At 40.6% G+C, this 21,628-nt stretch carries 19 protein-coding genes; 4 read left to right on the forward strand and 15 right to left on the reverse strand.

The genetic code is table 11. The features are described 5' to 3' along the window. Positions 1-51 precede the first annotated feature (51 nt). A complete protein-coding gene (gene glnS, locus AC0VZ5_RS08275; RefSeq protein WP_475472340.1) occupies positions 52-1,716 on the reverse strand; it encodes a glutamine--tRNA ligase in 1,665 nt (554 codons plus the stop codon). Between the two features lie 216 nt (positions 1,717-1,932). Between glnS and AC0VZ5_RS08280 the strand changes: the two genes are divergently transcribed. Further along, the gene (locus AC0VZ5_RS08280; protein ID WP_138606102.1) at positions 1,933-3,003 is read left to right on the forward strand and encodes a DUF3083 family protein; all 1,071 of its coding nucleotides are present in this window, start codon (positions 1,933-1,935) and stop codon (positions 3,001-3,003) included. Between the two features lie 89 nt (positions 3,004-3,092). Here AC0VZ5_RS08280 and sucD read toward each other — a convergent pair whose 3' ends face one another. The 8 genes from sucD to sdhC all read right to left on the reverse strand — a co-directional run bounded on the left by sucD (position 3,093) and on the right by sdhC (position 12,951). Beyond that, entirely contained in the window at positions 3,093-3,965 is an 873-nt protein-coding gene (gene sucD, locus AC0VZ5_RS08285; protein WP_010390118.1) for a succinate--CoA ligase subunit alpha, read from the reverse strand. Then, positions 3,965-5,131: an ADP-forming succinate--CoA ligase subunit beta gene (gene sucC, locus AC0VZ5_RS08290; RefSeq protein ID WP_008464053.1), complete on the reverse strand. Its 1,167-nt coding sequence runs from the start codon at positions 5,129-5,131 to the stop codon at positions 3,965-3,967. The genes sucD and sucC overlap by 1 nt, the downstream gene beginning before the upstream one ends. A gap of 176 nt (positions 5,132-5,307) precedes the next feature. Continuing rightward, positions 5,308-6,825, reverse strand: a complete 1,518-nt coding sequence (odhB, locus tag AC0VZ5_RS08295; protein WP_138606101.1) for a 2-oxoglutarate dehydrogenase complex dihydrolipoyllysine-residue succinyltransferase — start codon at positions 6,823-6,825, stop codon at positions 5,308-5,310. A gap of 3 nt (positions 6,826-6,828) precedes the next feature. Beyond that, complete coding sequence (sucA, locus tag AC0VZ5_RS08300) at positions 6,829-9,648, reverse strand: 2-oxoglutarate dehydrogenase E1 component (protein WP_075169173.1); 2,820 nt, start codon at positions 9,646-9,648, stop codon at positions 6,829-6,831. An 87-nt stretch (positions 9,649-9,735) separates the two neighbouring features. Next, positions 9,736-10,452, reverse strand: a complete 717-nt coding sequence (locus tag AC0VZ5_RS08305; protein WP_010390121.1) for a succinate dehydrogenase iron-sulfur subunit — start codon at positions 10,450-10,452, stop codon at positions 9,736-9,738. Between the two features lie 10 nt (positions 10,453-10,462). After that, a complete protein-coding gene (sdhA, locus tag AC0VZ5_RS08310; protein WP_008112088.1) occupies positions 10,463-12,235 on the reverse strand; it encodes a succinate dehydrogenase flavoprotein subunit in 1,773 nt (590 codons plus the stop codon). Continuing rightward, positions 12,236-12,583, reverse strand: coding sequence for a succinate dehydrogenase, hydrophobic membrane anchor protein (gene sdhD, locus AC0VZ5_RS08315; protein WP_055012091.1), 348 nt, complete (start codon positions 12,581-12,583; stop codon positions 12,236-12,238). It abuts the gene before it with no gap. After that, complete coding sequence (gene sdhC / locus AC0VZ5_RS08320) at positions 12,574-12,951, reverse strand: succinate dehydrogenase, cytochrome b556 subunit (protein WP_010390126.1); 378 nt, start codon at positions 12,949-12,951, stop codon at positions 12,574-12,576. The genes sdhD and sdhC overlap by 10 nt, the downstream gene beginning before the upstream one ends. A gap of 406 nt (positions 12,952-13,357) precedes the next feature. Here sdhC and AC0VZ5_RS08325 point away from each other — a divergent pair, with 406 nt between their 5' ends. The 3 genes from AC0VZ5_RS08325 to AC0VZ5_RS08335 all read left to right on the forward strand — a co-directional run bounded on the left by AC0VZ5_RS08325 (position 13,358) and on the right by AC0VZ5_RS08335 (position 16,414). Beyond that, positions 13,358-14,644: a citrate synthase gene (locus AC0VZ5_RS08325; RefSeq protein WP_138606097.1), complete on the forward strand. Its 1,287-nt coding sequence runs from the start codon at positions 13,358-13,360 to the stop codon at positions 14,642-14,644. A gap of 114 nt (positions 14,645-14,758) precedes the next feature. Continuing rightward, the gene (locus tag AC0VZ5_RS08330) at positions 14,759-15,985 is read left to right on the forward strand and encodes an aminotransferase class V-fold PLP-dependent enzyme (protein ID WP_475472345.1); all 1,227 of its coding nucleotides are present in this window, start codon (positions 14,759-14,761) and stop codon (positions 15,983-15,985) included. 12 nt (positions 15,986-15,997) lie between these two features. Beyond that, positions 15,998-16,414 (forward strand): SufE family protein, encoded by a 417-nt coding sequence (locus tag AC0VZ5_RS08335; protein ID WP_475472347.1) that lies wholly within the window; start codon positions 15,998-16,000, stop codon positions 16,412-16,414. 34 nt (positions 16,415-16,448) lie between these two features. On the opposite strand, the gene tcdA is transcribed toward AC0VZ5_RS08335, so the two are convergent. The 6 genes from tcdA to msbA are packed head-to-tail and all read right to left on the reverse strand — an operon-like array spanning position 16,449 to position 21,582. Beyond that, positions 16,449-17,246, reverse strand: a complete 798-nt coding sequence (tcdA, locus tag AC0VZ5_RS08340; RefSeq protein ID WP_010390130.1) for a tRNA cyclic N6-threonylcarbamoyladenosine(37) synthase TcdA — start codon at positions 17,244-17,246, stop codon at positions 16,449-16,451. Then, on the reverse strand, positions 17,247-17,927 hold the full coding sequence (locus AC0VZ5_RS08345) for a TIGR01621 family pseudouridine synthase (RefSeq protein ID WP_193049177.1): 681 nt from the start codon (positions 17,925-17,927) through the stop codon (positions 17,247-17,249). Continuing rightward, positions 17,924-18,685, reverse strand: coding sequence for a 3-deoxy-manno-octulosonate cytidylyltransferase (kdsB, locus tag AC0VZ5_RS08350; protein ID WP_475472349.1), 762 nt, complete (start codon positions 18,683-18,685; stop codon positions 17,924-17,926). Before kdsB ends, AC0VZ5_RS08345 begins: the two co-directional genes overlap by 4 nt. Further along, complete coding sequence (locus AC0VZ5_RS08355; protein ID WP_010390133.1) at positions 18,673-18,870, reverse strand: Trm112 family protein; 198 nt, start codon at positions 18,868-18,870, stop codon at positions 18,673-18,675. Before AC0VZ5_RS08355 ends, kdsB begins: the two co-directional genes overlap by 13 nt. Beyond that, positions 18,860-19,840 carry a tetraacyldisaccharide 4'-kinase gene (gene lpxK / locus AC0VZ5_RS08360; RefSeq protein WP_475472351.1) on the reverse strand — a complete coding sequence of 327 codons (981 nt, stop codon included), beginning with the start codon at positions 19,838-19,840 and terminating at the stop codon, positions 18,860-18,862. The genes AC0VZ5_RS08355 and lpxK overlap by 11 nt, the downstream gene beginning before the upstream one ends. Then, positions 19,837-21,582 carry a lipid A export permease/ATP-binding protein MsbA gene (gene msbA, locus AC0VZ5_RS08365; RefSeq protein ID WP_041709516.1) on the reverse strand — a complete coding sequence of 582 codons (1,746 nt, stop codon included), beginning with the start codon at positions 21,580-21,582 and terminating at the stop codon, positions 19,837-19,839. The genes lpxK and msbA overlap by 4 nt, the downstream gene beginning before the upstream one ends. Positions 21,583-21,628: the final 46 nt, after the last annotated feature.

The raw sequence follows: 21,628 nt of genomic DNA on the forward strand, positions 1-21,628 counted from the left end.
ATAAAAAAACCTGCTAAAAGCAGGTTTTTTTGTGTCTAAAATAGAACAGAATTACTTCTGATCTATTTTAGCCCACGAGTCGCGAAGACCCACAGTTTGGTTAAATACCACATTCTCTGATTTAGTATCACGTGAGAAATAACCAGTACGCTCAAACTGAAAACCTTGCGCAGGCTGTGAATTTGCCAGTGAAGGTTCTAGTTTTGCATTATTAATAACAACTAACGACTCTGGGTTTAATGTGCTTTCAAAATCTTCTGCTGCTGCAGGGTTAGGCACACTAAACAGACGGTCATATAAACGCACTTCTGCTGTTACCGACTCTGGTGCAGATACCCAATGGATCACCCCTTTTACTTTACGCCCATCGCTTGGGTTTTTACCCAATGTTTCAGGATCGTAAGTACAGTAAATAGTGGTAATTTCACCGTTATCGTCTTTTTCAACACGCTCGGCTTTAATTACATAAGCGCCACGTAAACGTACTTCTTTATCAAGTACTAAACGTTTAAATTTATTGTTTGCTTCTTCGCGGAAATCTTCACGTTCAATAAAAATTTCACGGGTAAAAGGCACATCACGACGACCCATTTCTTCTTTATTTGGGTGATTAGCAACTGACAATGTTTCAACAGTGTCGGCTTGATAATTCTCAATCACGATTTTAACCGGATCAAGTACAGCCATCGCACGCGGTGCATTTTCGTTTAAATCATCACGGATACACGCTTCAAGCATACCCATTTCAACCATATTTTCTTGTTTAGTAATACCAATACGTAAACAAAACTCACGAATTGAAGCCGGTGTATAACCTCGACGACGAAGACCAGCAATTGTTGGCATACGTGGGTCATCCCACCCTTCTACCTTATTATTTACCACTAAGTCATTAAGCTTTCGCTTTGACATAATAGTGTATTCAAGGTTTAAACGTGAAAACTCAATTTGCTGAGGGTGACATTCAAGGCTGATGTTATCAAGTACCCAGTCGTAGAGACGACGGTTGTCTTGGAACTCTAATGTACATAATGAATGTGTTATGCCTTCAAGGGCATCAGAAATACAATGCGTGAAGTCGTACATTGGGTAAATGCACCACTTATCCGCAGTTTGGTGATGATGTGCAAAACGAACACGGTAAATAATTGGATCGCGTAGCACCATAAATGAGCTTGCCATATCAATTTTTGCGCGCAGTACACATTCGCCCTCTTTGAATTCACCATTGCGCATCTTTTCAAATAATGCGAGGTTTTCTTCAATCGAAGTATCGCGAAAAGGGCTATTCTTACCTGGCTCTTTTAATGTGCCGCGATATTCACGCGCTTGATCGGCTGTTAAAAAACACACATACGCTAAACCTTTTTCAATTAGCTCTACTGCATAGCCGTAAAGCACATCAAAATAGTTTGACGAATATTTAATCTCACCATCCCAATTAAACCCTAACCACTGTACGTCTTCTTTAATTGAATTAACGTAGTTAATATCTTCTTTTTCTGGGTTTGTATCGTCAAAACGAAGGTTACATAAACCGTTATAGTCTTTGGCGATACCAAAATTTAGGCAAATTGATTTTGCATGGCCAATATGTAAAAAGCCATTTGGTTCTGGTGGAAAACGGGTATGCGTTGTGGCATGTTTTCCACTTGCTAAATCTTCATCAATTCGGGTTCTAATAAAGTTACTTGGGCGATTCTCGATTTCCGCCATAGGAGTATAAACCTCTGTATATTGCGTGATAACAAAACTAATGCATTATTACAAAAACCAAGCGTAACATACAGTAATAGATACGGGTTTATGCTGGTAATTAACAAAGTTTGTTTAATAAGGGATAGTTTATGAACAAAATTTGTTTTAGCGCAATATTTAAGTCATCAAAGCATTCTATAGTATAAAAATAAACCCAACTTACAGGAACGAAAGATGGCTTCATTAAATCAACACCGTGTTTATATCCCAAGCAATGCTAGAGCAAACCATTATTTATTAGCTGAAATCACGCCAAACGATGAGTTTTATAAGAGCTTTAGTAATATTAATGCGTGTTATCAGCGTATTGCTCGCCAACTATTTGCCGCTTGTGATGAATATGAACTTCACAATGTGCATTTACTCGCCAATGATAAACTGCCGGTCGTGCGATTTCATGATGAGTCTTATCAACTTGAAACCGATAAGCAAATGTTGTTTTTCTATAACCCTCGTTACCATGAAGCACATAAACTTCATTACACCGAAGATCAGCAAAGCAAAAAGATTCGCTTACTGTTTTTAGCCACTGGGGATGATATTCGCGCTCACTCCGCCCAATTTCATAATAATGTACAAAAAGTATTGGATCTTTTACAACAGCAATTATTTGTAGAGCAACCAAGCTTTAAATTACGTGATCATCAGCATTTGACCTATGATTTATTCGCTAAAGAAAAAGGCAATAAAGAAAGTTATGGTTATAAATTAAGAAGTTTATATCCTCGTTATCAATCAAGACAATGCGAGATACCAAGCACACACGCAGAAATGACCTATGTCACTTTTTCGATACCGATAACTCGTAATATTAAAACGCAGTTTCAAAGTGAGGTTAACAGCCAAACTTATCAGCCGTTCTACACCCACTTTTCAAAACTATTTACTCAGTTATGTGAAGACAATAAACTCACCCACGCTGCAATGGTTGCTAATGGCGCAATGCCAATAATACGCAACAGCCAAGTCGATAGAAATGAAGGGAATGAAGAGCTACAAAAAATTAGTTTTGATATAGAAGATTCAGCACCACAAATAAAAGTATTCTTTGAAGCCGATAAATTAGTCGAAACACTGAATTTTGTCATTGTGGCAGCTGAGCATAATAAACATGAAATTGGCTATGGTCGCTTTATGAACCAAGTAGAAAAAACTATTCATGGATTATGCGATGAGTTAGCAATTAATAAGCAACGCCAAGACTTATCAGTACGCTTTTTTCAACATATAAGTTACCCATATTAATTAAACTGAACTGTGGTTAATTAGGTACCTGAACTCTAGATAACAAAAAGGCTCGCAATTGCGAGCCTTTTTTAAAGAATAAACGCTGATTACCAGCCTGTTTTTTCTTTAAGTGCTTTACCGATATCAGCAAGTGAACGTACAGTTTTTACGCCCGCAGCTTCTAATGCAGCAAATTTCTCATCAGCAGTACCTTTACCACCAGCGATGATTGCGCCAGCGTGACCCATACGCTTACCTTCTGGTGCAGTAACACCAGCAATGTAAGAAACAACAGGTTTAGTAACGTTAGCTTTGATGTACTCTGCAGCTTCTTCTTCTGCAGTACCACCAATTTCACCAATCATTACGATTGCTTCAGTTTGTGGATCTTTTTCGAACAATTCTAGAACGTCGATAAAGTTAGTACCTGGAATTGGATCACCACCAATACCAACACAAGAAGACTGACCAAAACCAGCATCTGTAGTTTGCTTAACTGCTTCGTACGTTAAAGTACCAGAGCGAGAAACAATACCTACTTTACCAGGCTTGTGGATGTGACCAGGCATGATACCAATCTTAGTCTCACCAGGAGTGATAACACCTGGACAGTTTGGACCAATCATACGAGTACCTGTTTGATCTAGTTTAACTTTAACGTCAACCATATCAAGTGTAGGAATACCTTCAGTGATACAAACAATCAGCTCGATACCTGCATCGATAGCTTCTAAGATTGCATCTTTACAGAAAGGTGCTGGTACGTAAATCACAGATGCAGTTGCACCTGTTGCTTCTACAGCGTCACGTACTGTGTTAAATACTGGAAGACCAAGGTGCGTTTGACCGCCTTTACCAGGGCTTACACCACCAACCATTTGTGTACCGTACTCAAGCGCTTGCTCTGAGTGGAAAGTACCTTGACCACCAGTGAAACCTTGACAGATAACTTTTGTATCTTTATTGATTAATACAGACATTATTTGCCCTCCGCAGCAGCAACAACTTTTTCAGCCGCGTCTGTTAATGATTCAGCAGCGATGATGTTAAGATCAGACTTAGCAAGTACTTCACGGCCTAATTCAGCATTAGTACCTTCTAAACGTACAACTACTGGAACTGTTACACCTACTTCTTTAACTGCGCCAATGATGCCTTCTGCAATCATGTCACAACGAACGATTCCGCCGAAGATGTTAACTAAAACAGCTTTAACGTTGTCATCTGAAAGGATGATTTTGAATGCTTCAGAAACACGTTCTTTAGTCGCGCCGCCACCAACATCTAGGAAGTTAGCTGGCTTGCCACCGTGTAGGTTTACGATGTCCATAGTACCCATTGCTAGGCCTGCACCGTTAACCATACAACCTACGTTACCATCTAGGGCTACGTAGTTAAGCTCGAAGCTTGCTGCGTGAGCTTCACGTGCATCTTCTTGAGATGGATCGTGCATTTCACGGATTTTAGGTTGACGGTAAAGTGCATTACCATCGATACCAATTTTACCGTCTAGACAGTGAAGGTTACCTTCATCTGTGATTACTAGTGGGTTGATTTCAAGTAATGCGAAATCGAAATCGTTGAACATGTTGCCAAGACCCATAAAGATCTTAACGAACTGTTTCATTTGTGTTGGGTTAAGACCCAATTTAAAACCAAGCTCACGAGCTTGGTAAGCTTGAGGACCTACTAAAGGATCAATCTCAGCTTTGTGGATAAGTTCTGGTGTTTCTTCAGCAACAGTTTCAATTTCAACGCCGCCTTCAGTAGACGCCATGAACACAACTTTACGAGAAGCACGGTCAACAACAGCACCTAGGTACAGTTCGTTTGCGATATCTGTACAGCTTTCTACTAAAATTTTAGCAACTGGCTGGCCTTTCTCGTCTGTTTGGTAAGTAACTAGGTTTTTACCTAACCAGTTAGCTGCAAACGCTTTAACTTCGTCGATAGTTTTAACTAGCTTTACACCGCCAGCTTTACCACGTCCACCTGCGTGAACCTGAGTTTTAACAACCCACATATCGCCGCCAATTTTTTCAGCAGCTGCTGCAGCTTCTTCAGGTGTATCGCAAGCGAAACCTTGAGAAACTGGTAAACCATATTCGGCAAAAAGTTGTTTTGCCTGATACTCATGCAAATTCATGATGCTTTATCCAATTTTTTATATTAAAAGAGCTGAATATTTATGCAAATAAACAACTATCCCAAATTGCGTGCCTAGTATAGATCTCATGGCGCTACATGAAAACCCCAGTATGACCTTAGGCGCAAAAAAAAAGCTGTGATTTTAACTCACAGCTTATATTTCATACTACTTAATTAAACATCTAGCAGTAAACGTGTTGGATCTTCAAGTAACTCTTTAATTGTTACTAAGAAACCAACTGATTCTTTACCATCGATTTGGCGATGATCGTAAGATAACGCTAAATACATCATAGGTAAGATTTCAACTTTACCATTAACAGCCATTGGACGATCTTGGATTTTGTGCATACCTAAGATTGAAGACTGCGGTAAGTTAATGATTGGTGTTGATAGTAATGAGCCGAATACACCACCGTTAGTAATAGTGAAATTACCGCCAGTCATGTCGTCAAGTGTTAGCTTGCCATCACGACCTTTAAGAGCTAGTTCACGAATACCTTTTTCGATTTCTGCAACTGATAATTTGTCACAATCTTTAAGTACTGGCGTTACTAAGCCACGTGGCGTAGAAACAGCAATACTGATGTCGAAATAGTTGTGATAAACAATATCATCGCCATCAATTGATGCATTTACATCTGGGAAACGCTTTAACGCTTCAGTTACCGCTTTCACATAGAAAGACATGAAACCTAAACGGATACCGTGACGCTTTTCAAATACTTCTTGGTACTGCTTACGAAGATCCATTATTGGCTTCATATTAACTTCGTTAAACGTGGTTAACATTGCAGTTGAGTTTTTCGCTTCAAGAAGACGATTAGCAATGGTTTTACGTAAACGTGTCATAGGCACACGTTTTTGAGTACGGTCACCCATTGGTGCTGCTGGTGCTGCTTCTGCTTTTGCTGCTGGAGCAGGTGCTTTTAAGAATTGATCAACATCTTCTTTAGTCACACGGCCATTTTTACCTGAACCTTTGATTTTTGAAGCATCAAGGCCTTTCTCAGCAATTAAACGACGAACTGATGGCGTTAGCACATCTGAACTATCGCTTGAGCTTTCTTCTTTGGCTGCTGGTGCATTCGCTTTAGCTTCAGATTTAGCTGGTGCAGCGCCTGCTTTTACCTTACCAATTACTTGCTCACCAAGAACGGTATCGCCTTCGTCATGGATTATTTCACCCATAACGCCGTCTTCTTGGGCAACAACTTCAAGTACAACTTTATCTGTTTCGATATCTACCAAGTTTTGGTCACGTGTTACCGCGTCACCTGGTTGAACATGCCAAGTAGCAATTGTTGCATCTGCAACTGATTCTGGAAGTACAGGTACTTTAATATCCACTTCTTTACCTTCTGATGCTGGTGCTGATTGCGCCGCAGGCGCGTCTTCTGATTTATCTGATGCTGAGTCATCTTCTTTTGACTCTTTAGTTGCCGGTGCTTCATCTGCATCGCCAATTAAACCGATCACTTGGTCACCAAGTACCGTAGCACCCTCTTCTTGTGAAATTTCAGTGATTACACCATCGTTTTGTGCAACCACTTCTAAAACCACTTTGTCTGTTTCAATATCTACTAAGTTTTGGTCACGGCTTACTTTGTCGCCAACACTTACATGCCATGTAGCAACGGAAGCATCTGCAACCGACTCAGGAAGAACAGGAACTTTAATCTCTGTGCTCATTGCTTATCCTTTCTTTTCTATAGTAAGCGCGTCGGCAACGAGCGCTTGTTGTTCTTTAGTATGTACTGACATATAACCACATGCAGGTGATGCTGAAGCTTTACGACCAGCATATTTTAATTTTGCATCTTGTGGAATTGCATCAATAAAGTGATGTTGAGAACAATACCAAGCACCTTGGTTTTGCGGCTCTTCCTGACACCATACAAAATCAGTAACATGCTGATAACGTTCAATAATCGTCTTCATTTCGTCATGTGGGAACGGGTATAGCTGTTCAACACGAACAATAGCAATGTTGTCTTGCTCAAGTTTACGACGCTCTTGTAATAATTCGTAGTAAACTTTACCACTACAAAATACAACACGTTCTACTTTCTTAGCATCAATATCATCAATTTCATCGATCACATTGTGGAATACGCCCTCTGATAGTTCTTCAAGCGATGATGTAGCTAATGGGTGACGAAGCAATGATTTTGGCGTCATAACAATCAATGGACGACGAAGAGGTCTAACCGATTGACGACGAAGCATTGCATAAACTTGTGCAGGTGTAGATGGTACACATACTTGCATATTATGATCAGCACACAGCTGTAAAAAGCGCTCAAGACGTGCAGAGCTATGCTCAGGACCTTGGCCTTCATAACCATGTGGTAGCAAACATGTCAGGCCACATAAACGACCCCACTTTTGCTCACCTGAACTTAAGAATTGGTCAAAAACAACTTGTGCACCATTGGCGAAATCACCAAATTGCGCTTCCCATAAAACAAGTGAGGTCGGCTCTGCTGTTGCATAACCATATTCAAACGCTAATACCGCTTCTTCAGATAGCACCGAATCAAATACTTCAAACGTACCTTGATCTTCACTAATGTTTTGTAGTGGTAAGTATGTTGCACCGTCTTGTTGACCGTGAACAACCGCATGGCGATGGAAGAAGGTACCACGGCCAGAGTCTTGACCTGTTAGGCGAATGTCAGTGCCCTCAGCTGCAATAGTTGCATACGCTAAAGTTTCTGCCATACCCCAATCAAGTGCTTTTTCACCAGCTGCCATTGCTTTACGATCATCGTATATTTTCTTAACACGAGATTGCGCTTTGTGATCTTCAGGGTAGCTTGCGACAATGTTACCGAGCTCTTTGAGTTTCTCTACAGAAACGCTCGCGTCGTAGTCAACATTCCAATCATGACCAACGTATTTAGCCCAATCAGAAGAATGTGATGTTTCTGGTTGAATTTCTTCAACTACGCAGTTGCCATCATCTAAGCCATTACGATAATCATCTGCAAGTGCTTTCACTTCGTTTTCTGTGAAAGAACCTTCCGAAATTAACTGATCTGCATAGATTAAGCGAGGAACTGGGTGTTTTTTAATTTTTTGATACATAACAGGCTGTGTAGCATTAGGCTCATCAGCTTCGTTATGACCATGGCGACGATAACAAACAAGGTCAATCACAACATCACGTTTAAACTGGTTTCTGAAATCAAGCGCTAATTGCGTAACAAACGCAACCGCTTCAGGATCATCAGAGTTTACATGGAAGATTGGTGATTGAACCATTTTTGCAATATCAGTACAGTAATCAGTAGAGCGTACATCGTCTTGCTTGCTTGTTGTAAAACCAACTTGGTTATTAACAACAATACGAATGCTACCACCACAACTAAATGCATTAGTTTGTGATAAGTTAAACGTTTCTTGTACTACACCCTGACCTGCGATTGCAGAGTCGCCGTGAATAGTAATAGGAAGTGCTTTGCTGCCCGTTTTGTCGTTTAGACGATCAAGGCGTGCGCGCACAGACCCCATAACCACAGGATTTACGATTTCTAAGTGCGATGGGTTAAACGCAAGTGCCATGTGCACATTGCCACCTTTGGTCGCGAAATCTGAAGAGTAACCCATGTGATACTTAACATCACCAGAGCTTAAAGTATCTTTGTGTTTACCAGCAAATTCATCAAATAATTCTGATGGATTTTTACCAAGTACATTCACAAGTACGTTCAAGCGTCCGCGGTGAGCCATGCCGATTACGGCTTCTTTTTGGCCACTTTCACCCGCGCGGTGTATAAGCTCTTTAAGCATAGGCACTAACGCATCGCCACCTTCAAGTGAGAAACGCTTAGCACCAGGGAACTTAGCCCCTAAATATTTTTCAAGACCATCAGCCGCTGTCAATCCTTTAAGGATACGAAGCTTTTCATTTTTATCGAATTTTGGCCTAGACTGAACAGACTCTAAACGCTGTTGTAACCAACGTTTTTCTTCTGTTGATGTGATGTGCATATACTCTGCGCCAATAGAACCACAATATGTAGTTTTTAGTGCTTGGTATAACTCACCTAAAGGCATAGTATCGCGGCCTACGGCAAACGATCCTACGTTAAATTCGCGGTCAAAGTCAGCATTTGATAAGTCGTGGTACTCTAGCTCTAAATCTCGTACACGTTCGCGTTGCCAAATACCTAGTGGATCTAGGTTTGCATTTTGGTGTCCACGAAAACGGAAAGCATTAATAAGTTGCAGAACTTTAACCTGTTTAAGGTCACCGCCACTGCCCTCTGCTACCACTACTTCTCTATGCTTGTTTTTAGCAAGCGCCGCAAATTGTGAACGAACTTCTGAATGTTTTACTTCAACATCCACACCATCTACTTTTGGTAATTGTTCGAACACTTCTCGCCATTCTTCTGGCACCGAAGTCGCATCGTCTAAATACGCTTCATAAAGCTCTTCAACATAAGCAACGTTACCGCCGTTTAAATGTGAAGATTCTAGCCATGCCTTCATCACACCTTCGTGCATTTATAAGCCCTTTTTTTTAGCGCAGAAATTAATAGTTATATAACAAGATGGCTAATAAAATATTAGCCATCTTTCGTCTACTTGAAATTAAACCGAGCGGTTTAATAACATAGATTTTATTTGCCCAATTGCTTTAGTCGGGTTAAGACCCTTAGGACAAACGCTAACACAGTTCATGATACTGTGGCAACGGAACACACTGAATGCATCGTCTAAGTCAGCTAAACGCTCTTCTGTTGCAGTATCTCGGCTATCAGCTAAGAAACGGTAAGCATGAAGAAGGCCTGCTGGACCTATAAACTTATCTGGATTCCACCAGAAAGAAGGACACGATGTAGAACAACATGCACATAAAATACACTCATAAAGCCCATCTAATTTATCACGTTCTTCGATAGATTGAAGACGTTCGCCTGCAGCAGGCTCGTCATTTATTAGATACGGTTTTACTTTTTCGTATTGAGTGTAGAACTGACTCATGTCAATAACAAGGTCACGAACAACAGGAAGTCCCGGTAATGGACGTACTACGATTTTACCTTTGCCATTTTTTTGTAGCGTAGATAAAGGAGTAATACATGCTAAGCCGTTCTTACCATTCATGTTTACACCGTCTGAACCACACACGCCTTCACGGCATGAACGACGGAATGATAGTGTAGGATCTTGCTCTTTTAATAATAAAAGTGCATCCAATACCATCATGTCTTGGCCTTCCTCAGTTTGCAAAGTGTATTCTTGCATACGAGGTGCGTTGTCAACATCCGGATTGTAACGATAAACTGAAAATTGTACTTGTGCCATCGTCTCGCTCCTAGTAGGTACGTGCTTTAGGTGGGAATGCTTCACGTAGCTTGGGCTCGTAGTTTACTTTACGCTTGCTCATTTCATCCGTTACCGGATTAAATACTGAGTGACATAACCAGTTTTCGTCATCACGATCTGGGAAGTCAAAGCGAGAGTGTGCACCACGGCTTTCAGTACGGAAGTTTGCAGCTACTGCAGTTGAGTAAGCTGTTTCCATTAAGTTGTCTAATTCTAAACATTCAATACGCATGGTGTTGAAGTCTGATGATTTATCATCAAGACGTGCATGCTGTAAGCGTTCACGAATTTCTTTAAGCTCAGTAAGACCAGTTGCCATTGAGTCACCTTCACGGAATACCGAGAAGTTAAGCTGCATACACTGCTGTAGGTCTTTCTTGATTTGTACTGGGTCTTCACCTTGACCAACTGTTGAGCTTTCCCAACGGTTAAAGCGAGCTAAAGACGCTTCTAAATCAGACTCAGAAGCCGCTTTAGAAATTTCAACGTCATTTAGGTATTTACCTAAGAAGTTACCAGCAGCACGGCCAAATACAACTAAATCAAGTAATGAGTTACCACCTAAGCGGTTAGCACCGTGAACAGATACACATGCAATCTCACCAACAGCAAATAAACCCTGTACTACTTTTTCGTTACCAGCGGCATCGATATTAAGTACTTGACCATTTACGTTAGTTGGCACACCACCCATCATGTAGTGACATGTTGGGATAACTGGAATTGGTTCTTTTGCAGGATCAACGTGAGCAAATGTTTTAGCAAGATCGCATACACCTGGAAGACGTAAATTAAGCGTTTCTTCGCCTAAGTGGTCAAGTTTCAACTTAAGGTGAGGACCCCAAGGACCATCACAACCACGACCTTCACGAATCTCTGTCATCATTGAACGAGCAACAACGTCACGAGATGCTAAATCTTTAGCATTTGGTGCATAGCGCTCCATGAAGCGTTCGCCATCTTTATTTAAAAGATAACCACCTTCACCACGACAACCTTCGGTTACTAGTGTACCAGCACCTGCAATACCTGTCGGGTGGAATTGCCACATTTCCATGTCTTGCATAGAAATACCAGCACGAGTCGCCATACCAACACCGTCACCAGTGTTAATGTGAGCATTAGTTGTTGATGCAAAAATACGACCTGCACCACCAGTAGCTAACACAACTGCTTTTGATTTGAAGAAAGTGATTTCACCTGTTTCAATTTCAATCGCTGTACAACCTACTACATCGCCATTATCGTTTTTAACTAAATCAAGTGCATACCATTCAGAAAATACATTTGTTTTGTTTTTAACGTTTTGTTGATATAGAAGATGTAATAATGCGTGACCAGTACGGTCAGCAGCTGCTGCGGTACGTGCAGCTTGTTCACCACCAAAGTTTTTCGATTGACCACCGAAAGGACGTTGGTAAACACGGCCATTTTCAAAACGAGAAAATGGTAGACCCATGTTTTCTAGTTCAGTAATAGCTTCTGGGCCTGTATTACACATGTATTCGATAGCGTCTTGGTCACCGATAAAATCGGAACCTTTGACGGTATCATACATATGCCATTCCCAGTTATCTTCATGCGAATTACCTAACGCTACTGTAATACCACCTTGAGCAGATACAGTGTGTGAGCGTGTCGGAAAAACTTTAGAGATTAGTGCACATGTTTTGCCAGATTCAGTAATAGCAAGAGCAGCGCGCATACCTGCACCACCGGCACCAATTACTACGGCGTCAAATTCACGAACAGAATATTTCACTTAAACACCCCATAAAACGATTAAACCTACAGCTACGTAAGCAACAGCCATTAGGTTTAGTACAAAGCCTAAGAAAGCACGCAATTTAGCGCCCTTTACATAGTCGGTTAGAACCTGCCAAAGGCCGATACGGGTATGAACCATAATGCAAACTAGGGTGATTAATGTCGCCCCTTTCATTGCTAGGTTAGAGAATAGGCCTGTCCAGGCGTCATATGTGACTTCTGGCATTGCTAAAAAATAGCCAATAATAAAAATTGCATATGCACTGATTATTAATGCCGTTGTGCGTAGAGATACAAAATCTTGTACGCCATCACGTTTAAGAGTTGCTTGATTTAAGACCATATCCACACCCCTGCCAATACAGCAAACACAACGCCAAGTGCCATTGCAATTTTAGCGCTAGTGTTGCCTGATTCAAGTTCTTCCCAATGCCCCATATCCATAATGATGTGACGGATACCACCGATAAGGTGATAACCCAATACAGAAAGGGTGCCCCAAGCTATAAATTTGGCAATGAATCCGTTAAACAGACCCTTGACGAATTCAAAACCTTCAGCTGAAGAAAGAGACTCTGACCAAGCCCAAATGACAAACGTTAAAGCAAAAAATAATGCAACACCGGTGACGCGGTGAAAAATTGAAGCTTTAGCCGTTGCCGGCATAGATATAGTTGTTAGATCTAGATTTACAGGTCTTTGCTTTTTCACAGTTACTTGCCCATCTTGCCCGCAGTGGGGCTCATCTACTTGTTTTTCTAAAACCCACCAAATGTTTCTGGTGGAACTATCAAAATAAACGTATTAATACTAATAAAGTTCACTTTTTATGAAAAATATTATGTAAAAAAAAGTTTACCCAAATACAAATCGGTTAAAAACCTCCGTTAGTATATATAGCCGGAGGCTCTTTTACAATTCTTGTTTACTTTGAGTCGTTTGCGAATTAGCCAATGGTATAATATTCAATCTATACCGAATATTTATTATACATATATGCATAATACTTATAAAAATTGACTTTAACCCCCTCTTTCACGTTAAAATGTAAAGATGTGCTTAGAATAGATTTTAGAATATAAAAATCAGAATAGTTATCTTAATAGGAGATACATAGATGGCAGATAAGAAAGCCACAGTCCATATTGATGGGCTAGATCCAATCGAACTTCCAATTTATCAAGGTACTGCTGGCCAAGATGTAATTGATGTACGTACACTCGGCTCACATGGTCACTTTACTTATGATCCAGGTTTCATGTCGACTGGTTCTTGTGAATCTACCATCACTTACATCGATGGTGGTAAAGGTGTTTTACTGCACCGTGGTTACCCAATCGAGCAGTTAGCAGAAAGCTCTAACTACATTGAGTTATGTTACTTACTATTAAATGGTGAGTTACCAACTAAAGAGCAGTACGATGATTTTGCTACAAAAATCACTCGTAGCACCATGCTAGATGAGAAAATAGCAAATTTCTTCCAAGGTTTCCGCTTTGATGCTCACCCAATGGCAATGCTTTGTGGTGTGGTTGGTGCTTTATCTTCTTTTTACCATGAAGATCTTGATATCACAGACGCAGTTCAACGTAAAACAAGCGCTATTAAATTAGTTGCTAAGTTACCAACAATTGCAGCAATGGCATACAAAACAAACATCGGTCAACCGTTTGTATACCCACGCAATGATTTAAGCTATGCAGAAAACTTCTTACACATGATGTTCTCTGTGCCTGCAGAAGAATACAAAGTAAACCCAGTAACAGCTAAAGCAATGGATAAAATCTTCATGCTTCATGCTGACCACGAACAAAATGCTTCAACGTCAACAGTACGTTTAGCAGGTTCTTCTGGTGCTAACCCTTATGCATGTATTGCTGCGGGTATTGCATCACTTTGGGGCCCTGCTCACGGCGGCGCTAACGAAGCATGTTTAAACATGTTAGAAGAAATTGGCTCAGTTGATCGCATTGACGAATACGTAGCAAAAGCAAAAGATAAAGCGGACCCGTTCCGTCTTATGGGCTTTGGACACCGTGTTTACAAAAACTTCGATCCACGTGCAACAGTAATGCGTCAAACGTGTCATGAAGTGTTAGAAGAGCTAAACATTCAAGATCCATTGCTTGATATCGCAATGAAGCTTGAGCAAATTGCACTTGAAGACCCGTACTTTGTTGAGAAGAAACTTTACCCTAACGTAGATTTCTACTCAGGTATTATCTTAAAAGCGATTGGTATTCCTACAAGTATGTTCACTGTAATTTTTGCAATGGCACGTACTGTAGGTTGGATCTCACACTGGGATGAGATGCTTTCTCAACCTGGCCACAAGATCAGCCGCCCACGTCAGCTTTACACAGGTGAAACAGCCCGTGATTACAAAGCAACTGACAAGCGCTAAGCTGTAAAGTTAGTTTTAAAAGGCCGCTTTTGCGGCCTTTTTTATTACATGTTACTTGAGAATTATCTTAAACCGATTACAATTCTTGCCCGAATTGATTAACTTTATGAGCCTATGTCTGTGTCCTTGTTTGATCCTAAAACAATCCGTAATGATTTCCCTACTCTAAATCAGACAATCAATGGCTACCCTTTGGTTTATTTAGACTCAGCTGCAACAACACAAAAGCCACAATGTGTGATTGACGTCACCACACAGTTTTACACCTCACAGAATGCAAATGTTCACCGCGGTCGTCATACGCTGAGTGAGCAAGCTACAGCGGCTTATGAGCAAGTACGTCATCGCGTTGCTGATTACTTTCAGGTAAGCGGTAATGAAATTGTCTGGACTAAAGGCGCTACTGAGGCGATTAACTTAGTTGCACATGGCCTAAGAAATACATTAACAACAGACGACACCATTTTAATTAGCCCAATCGAGCATCACGCGAATATTGTGCCGTGGCAAGAACTCGCGGCATACACTGGTGCAACGTTAAAAGCGTTGCCACTTAATGACAATGCCACTTTTGATATCAAACAGTGCTGTGACGTGATTAAACACACCAAACCTGCACTTCTTGCAATCACTCACGCCTCTAATGCGCTGGGCAATATTACCGATTTAACTCCGCTGATAACCGCTGCGAAGGCAGTAGATGCGTTAACTTTAGTCGACGGCGCACAAGGCGCCCTTCATTTAAGACCTAATTTAATCAAGCTTAATTGTGATTTCTACGTGTTTTCAGCTCACAAAATGCTGGGGCCAACTGGATTAGGCGGTTTGTATGGCCGCTATAGTGCGTTAAATGCATTATTGCCTTATCAAACAGGTGGTGAAATGATTGAAAAAGTGACCCTAACGCAAAGCACTTATCGTGACGCTCCCGCTAAATTTGAAGCTGGGACGCCAAATATAGCCGGTGTTTTAGGCTTTGGTGCGGCGCTTGAGTATTTAATGGCACTTGATCAGCAAACATTAAAGCAATATGAACAACAGTTGTTTATTTATGCAGCGAACGCACTGAATCAAATAGACGGTATTAGTATTTATAGCGACCTAAAATCGAACATTGGTACATTGTGCTTTAATTATAAAAATGAACATCCGTACGATCTGGCAACTTTACTTGACGGCTATGGTGTTGCAGTGCGAAGTGGTCATCATTGTACCCAACCGTTGATGACCCATTTGAAACTAAATGGCTCACTCAGAGCGAGTTTTGCTTTTTATAATACGACTAAAGATGTAGACCAATTTATTACTGCGCTTAAAGAATGCATCGCTTTATTAGACTAATTTGGATAAATAATGACTCACACATATCAACTGGTAAGTAAAAACATTGAAAACAGTGCAAGCTGGCAACAGAAATACCGTGAAATTATGTTGCTTGGCAAAACACTACCGCCGTTAGCCGATATACTAAAAACAGATGATGCGCTAGTCCAAGGCTGTGAAAGTAAAGTATGGATGTTTGTTGAGTTTGATTTGACAGAAAATGCATTGGTTGTAATTGGTGATTCTGATACGCGAATAGTAAAAGGATTATTAGCGTTAATTTTAGCGCTGTATAACGGTTTGACACCTGAAGAGGTATTAAGCGTTAATGCCTATGAAGAATTTGAAAAGCTCGGCTTAATTAGCCACTTAAGCGCTTCTCGCGGCAATGGGATAAAAGCTATGGTGGAAAAAATACAAACTTTAGCTAAACAAAAAGCGCGTTAAGCGCTTTTTTAACAATATGATGTGTAATCTGTAATTAAATGTTTAAGCGTGTACGCTTATCTAAATATTTTCTTACTGCTTTAGCGGCAACAAAAAAACCAAAACTACCGGTGATCATCGTCACCGAACCAAAGCCATTATTACAATCCATATTCATACTGCCATCTGCATTTTGTTTCGCATGGCACACACTGCCATCACTGCCAGGATAAACAAGCTGCTCTGTTGAATACACACAGTCAATATTAAATTTACGTTTTGGATTAGAGCTGAAATTATACTGCTTACGCAAAATATAGCGCACCTTTGCAAGCAATGGATCTTGAGTCGTTTTTGCCACATCTCCAAATGTAATTTGACTTGGATCAGTTTGCCCACCTGCACCGCCCGTGGTAATTATAGGCATTTTATTACGCTTACAGTGCGCGATTAACGCCGCTTTTTCTTTTACCGCATCAATGCAGTCAATAACATAATCAAAACCTTGAATATGCTGTTGAATATTTTCTAGTGTTATAAAATCGTCAATAACATTAACTATACACTCAGGGTTGATAAGCTCGCAGCGTGCCTTCATGGCATCCACTTTTGCTTCCCCAATAGTGCCTGTTAACGCATGAATTTGACGATTAACATTGGTTGCGCATATATCATCTAAATCTATTAGAGTAATTTTGCCCACGCCGGTGCGCGCTAATGCTTCTGCAGTCCAGCTGCCTACGCCACCTATACCAACAACACAGAAATGTGCCTGTTGTAACCATTCAAATTGCTGTTGACCATATAGTCGTTTAATACCACCAAAGCGGATATCAGTTACTTGTTCACTCATTTACCAATCCAATTTCCAAGGCGTTTGCCAAGAATCAAAATCTTGATGTTTTATTAATTGCGCATATTCCACTCCACACTCTGGCAACAGAGTGTGTTGTATTTGTTCCCCAGCCCACTCAAAGTCCAACGCAAATGCATGCAAATAGGTGCGATCAGCGGCACTCCCAGAATAACTAGCATCGCCTAATATAGCGGCACCTATACTCTTTAATGCCACCCTAAGCTGATGGGTTTTTCCCGAATAGGGTTTTAATAGGTAAGCTCTAAAACCGCTTTTAAAGCTAAACGAATAAAAACGTGTAATAGCGGGGTTACTCTGTGAGTTTAATAATTTATACGTGCCACGGCGAGACTTAGCCATATCACCTTTAACCCAGCCTTGCTTTTTTTTAGGCTTGGTATCACTAACCGCTAGATAAAACTTATTAATCGCATGCTGAGTAAATAATTGCGTAAATTCTGCTGCTGCCGCTTTGCTTCGCGCGAGTATAATCAATCCAGAGGTGACTTTATCTAAACGGTGTACCGCAAATAATTTTTCGTTTAACTGTTGCTCAGCTAGTACCACAAAACCGGGGCCTTCTTCAGAATGAAAATTAAGCCCATGCGGTTTATTTATGATGTAAAAATCATCATGCGTATATTGCACTTTTAATATAAGCGTTTGTGGTTTATTCACGCGCTTTTACTTTGAATATGGGCAACCACTTTAGCTAAATCCTCTGGTGTATCTACTCCTGCATGAGGGGTCACTAAAGCTTGTTCTATTTTAATTGCATAACCATGGTATAGCACACGTAACTGCTCTAACGACTCAAGAAGTTCTAATGGCGAAACACTTAATTCAATATATTGCTTTATAAATCCTGCACGGTAAGCATAAATACCTACGTGGCGTTGGAAAGGCGCTAAATTCAGTGGTTGCTGCTCTGCCATCATGGTACTTCTATCAAAAGGAATGCTCGCTCTTGAAAAGTACAAAGCATTTTTATTGATATCACTGACCACTTTAACCGCATTAGGATTAAACACTTCATCACGCTCTTCAATAGCAACGCTTAAGGTTGCCATTGGTGCCCTTGATTGCGCTAATAATGTTGCCACTTGTGATACGTTATCAGGCGACAGCAAAGGTTCATCACCTTGTACATTTACCACGATAGTGTCATCGGCTAAATTAAGTAAGTCCACTACTTCGGCTAAGCGCTCTGTGCCTGATTGGTGATCTTCACGCGTCATCAAAACATTACTAGTAAAACGTTTAGCAGCATCAAATACTCTTTGATGGTCAGTAGCAATAACCACCTTGCTGGCTCCTGACAAACAGGCTTTTTCATACACATGCTGTATCATTGGTTTGCCACAAATATCAGCGAGTGGTTTACCTGGCAAACGAGTAGAAGCGTAACGCGCAGGGATAACAACTACGAATTCCACTTTTCTACCTCTTCAAGAGTCAATTCACGGGCTTCATTTTCAAGTAGTACCGGAATATCATCACGTACCGGGTAAGCTAGTTTTGCTGCTGTGCTGATCAGCTCTTGGTTTTCTTTATCAAAGCGCAACTTACCTTTACACACAGGGCAAGCAATAATTTCGAGTAATTTTGTATCAAAGGCCATGGTGGATCCCTTTTTCTTTTAATAATAAATTTAATGTGTTTATTACTGCTGCAGTTGGTTGAGCGTCAACCGGCAAGTAATACCAATTTGGCTTGGCAAAGTCACGACACTTAACCGCATCTTTTTCTGTCATTAATACACAGTCCTCACCAAATTGAGCAAAGTCATTGGCGGTATAAGCATAATGGTCGCGAAAATGATGTGTTGATAACAACGCTATACCTTGTGCTTTTAATGATGCTTCAAAGCGCTGAGGGTTACCGATTGCACTTACAGCATGCGCTGTTTCTATAGCCGTTGTTATCTCAGTATTATCAGCAACACGTTTAATAATTGATGGCTGCAAGCGATAGCTAAATTCATGTTCAGAACCATTTTCAATGACTAAATCAACACTGTTTAAACGAGAAACCGTTTCGCGAAGTGGTCCTGCTGGCATTAAAAAACCATTACCAAATTTTCTTTCGTTATCAACAATACAACATTCAATACTGCGTGCCATTTTGTAGTGTTGCATGCCATCATCAGAAATAATTACATCAAGCTGAAACTGATGATTGAGCATTTCTATATTCTGCTGTCTATTTGGCCCCACAACTAACGGACATTGTAAACGATTAAATAAAAGTACCGGCTCATCCCCTGCTTCTAAAGTCGTCGTATTGGCAGTTACTAATAATGGGTAATGGGCTGCTTGCCCACCATAGCCGCGACTAATTAAACCAACAGATAAGCCTTGAGCGGTTAAGTAATCATGTAGCCACAATACAAATGGAGTCTTACCATTGCCGCCAACACTTATATTGCCAACAACAATTACTGGAGTATTACTAACAAATGGCTTAAAAACACCCACTTCGTAGCAGTATTTGCGCACTAGAGCAACACAGCCAAAAATAGCGGACAGTGGTAATAACAATAAGGTAATTAAGCTAAAAGGTTTGTACCAGCTTTGCTCTATTTTACTCACCCCTGCTCACCAAACTGCATTTTACAAAGAGCTGAGTAGGTACCATCGTTAGTCAGTAATTCAGTATGCGTACCACTTTCTATCACTTTACCGTTATCAATCACATAGATACGGTCACTATTTTCAATAGTCGATAGCCTATGAGCGATAACAATGGAGGTTTTATCTTTCATTAATATATCAAGAGCATGTTGGATAAGCTTTTCAGACTCAGTATCCAAGGCCGAGGTCGCTTCATCTAAAATTAAAATAGGCGCGTCTTTTAAAATAGCACGGGCAATCGCAATACGTTGACGTTGCCCGCCTGAAAGCATTACCCCATTCTCGCCAACCATAGTATTAAGTTGCTCAGGTAAGTCTTTTACAAACTCCCACACATGGGCTTGTTTTGCAACGTCATGAAGCTCTTCGATAGAGATTTCGCGTTGTAAACCATAACAAATATTATTGGCAATCGTGTCATTAAATAGCACCACTTGTTGCGACACTAACGCAAATTGACGGCGAAGATCAGTAAGCTTATATTCATTAAGAGCAATGCCATCGAGTAAAATTTCGCTTGGCGCTTCTAAGTCATAATATCGGGGTAACAAGTTAGAAATAGTCGATTTACCCGAGCCAGAGCGGCCAACAAGGGCAATACTCTCACCGGCTTTTATGTTCAGTGATAAATCGTTAAGCACGGCTTCATCCTTGGTTGGGTATTTAAAGGTCACATTTTTCACCTCAATATGCCCTTTTACCTTATCAACCGAAAAGGTGCCCGTGTCTTTTTCAATTTCTTCATCTAACACTAAAAAAACACTCTGAGCAGCTGAAATACCTCGCTGTAGATCACTGTTTACATTGGCAAGTTGCTTTAATGGGCGTAGTAACATCATCATCGAGGAGATGAGTACGACAAAATCCCCAGAGCTAATGCTGTCTATCATAGAGGGCATCGACACAACCCATAAAATAACAGCCATAGCACTAGCAGCCAAAATTTGAATAATAGAGACACTTAGCGCTTTAGTCGCATCCATCTTGATACGTTGTTGGCGGTTATGATTATTAATTTTAGAAAATTGATCAATTTCTTGTGTTTGCCCACCAAAGCCATGGATCACTTTGTGACCACTGAGCATTTGCTCTGAACTACGGGTAACTTGTCCCATCGCTGACTGAATATTTTTCGAGATATGACGAAAACGTTTAGATACCACAGCTACTATGATAGCCACAAGCGGGATAATAACTAAAAATATTAACGACAACTGCCAACTGGTATAAAACATCACAGCGAGTAAAAACACCACAAAAGCGCCTTCACGCACAACAATAAGCAGTGCTTTGGTGATTGCTTGTTGAACTTGCTCGGTGTCAAAGGTGATTTTAGAAATCAAATCGCCGGTTGAGTTTTTATCATGAAACGATACCGGTAAGTGTAAAATGTGTTCAAACAATTCTTGGCGCAGCGCCCTCACGACTTGTGAGCCTACATAGCTTAAACAGTAAGATGACATAAAGTTAAATACGCCACGCCCGATAACCAGCGCAATAACCACAAATGGCGCATAAGTAAGTACCTGGCTGTTACGCTCGTTTAAACCTTCATCGATAAACGGCTTCATCAGTTGAATGAATAATGCATCCATACCTGAATAACCTATCATTCCTATAATCGCGACGATGGCAATCGACTTATAAGCGCCAACGTAAGAAACAAGCCGTTTATATATTTGTGTAGTACTTTGTTCCATAACACTCTCTAAAACCAGTAACAGCCCCTATTGTATCCTTAGCAAC

This window comes from Pseudoalteromonas sp. QJM3NY_12 (assembly GCF_056173165.1).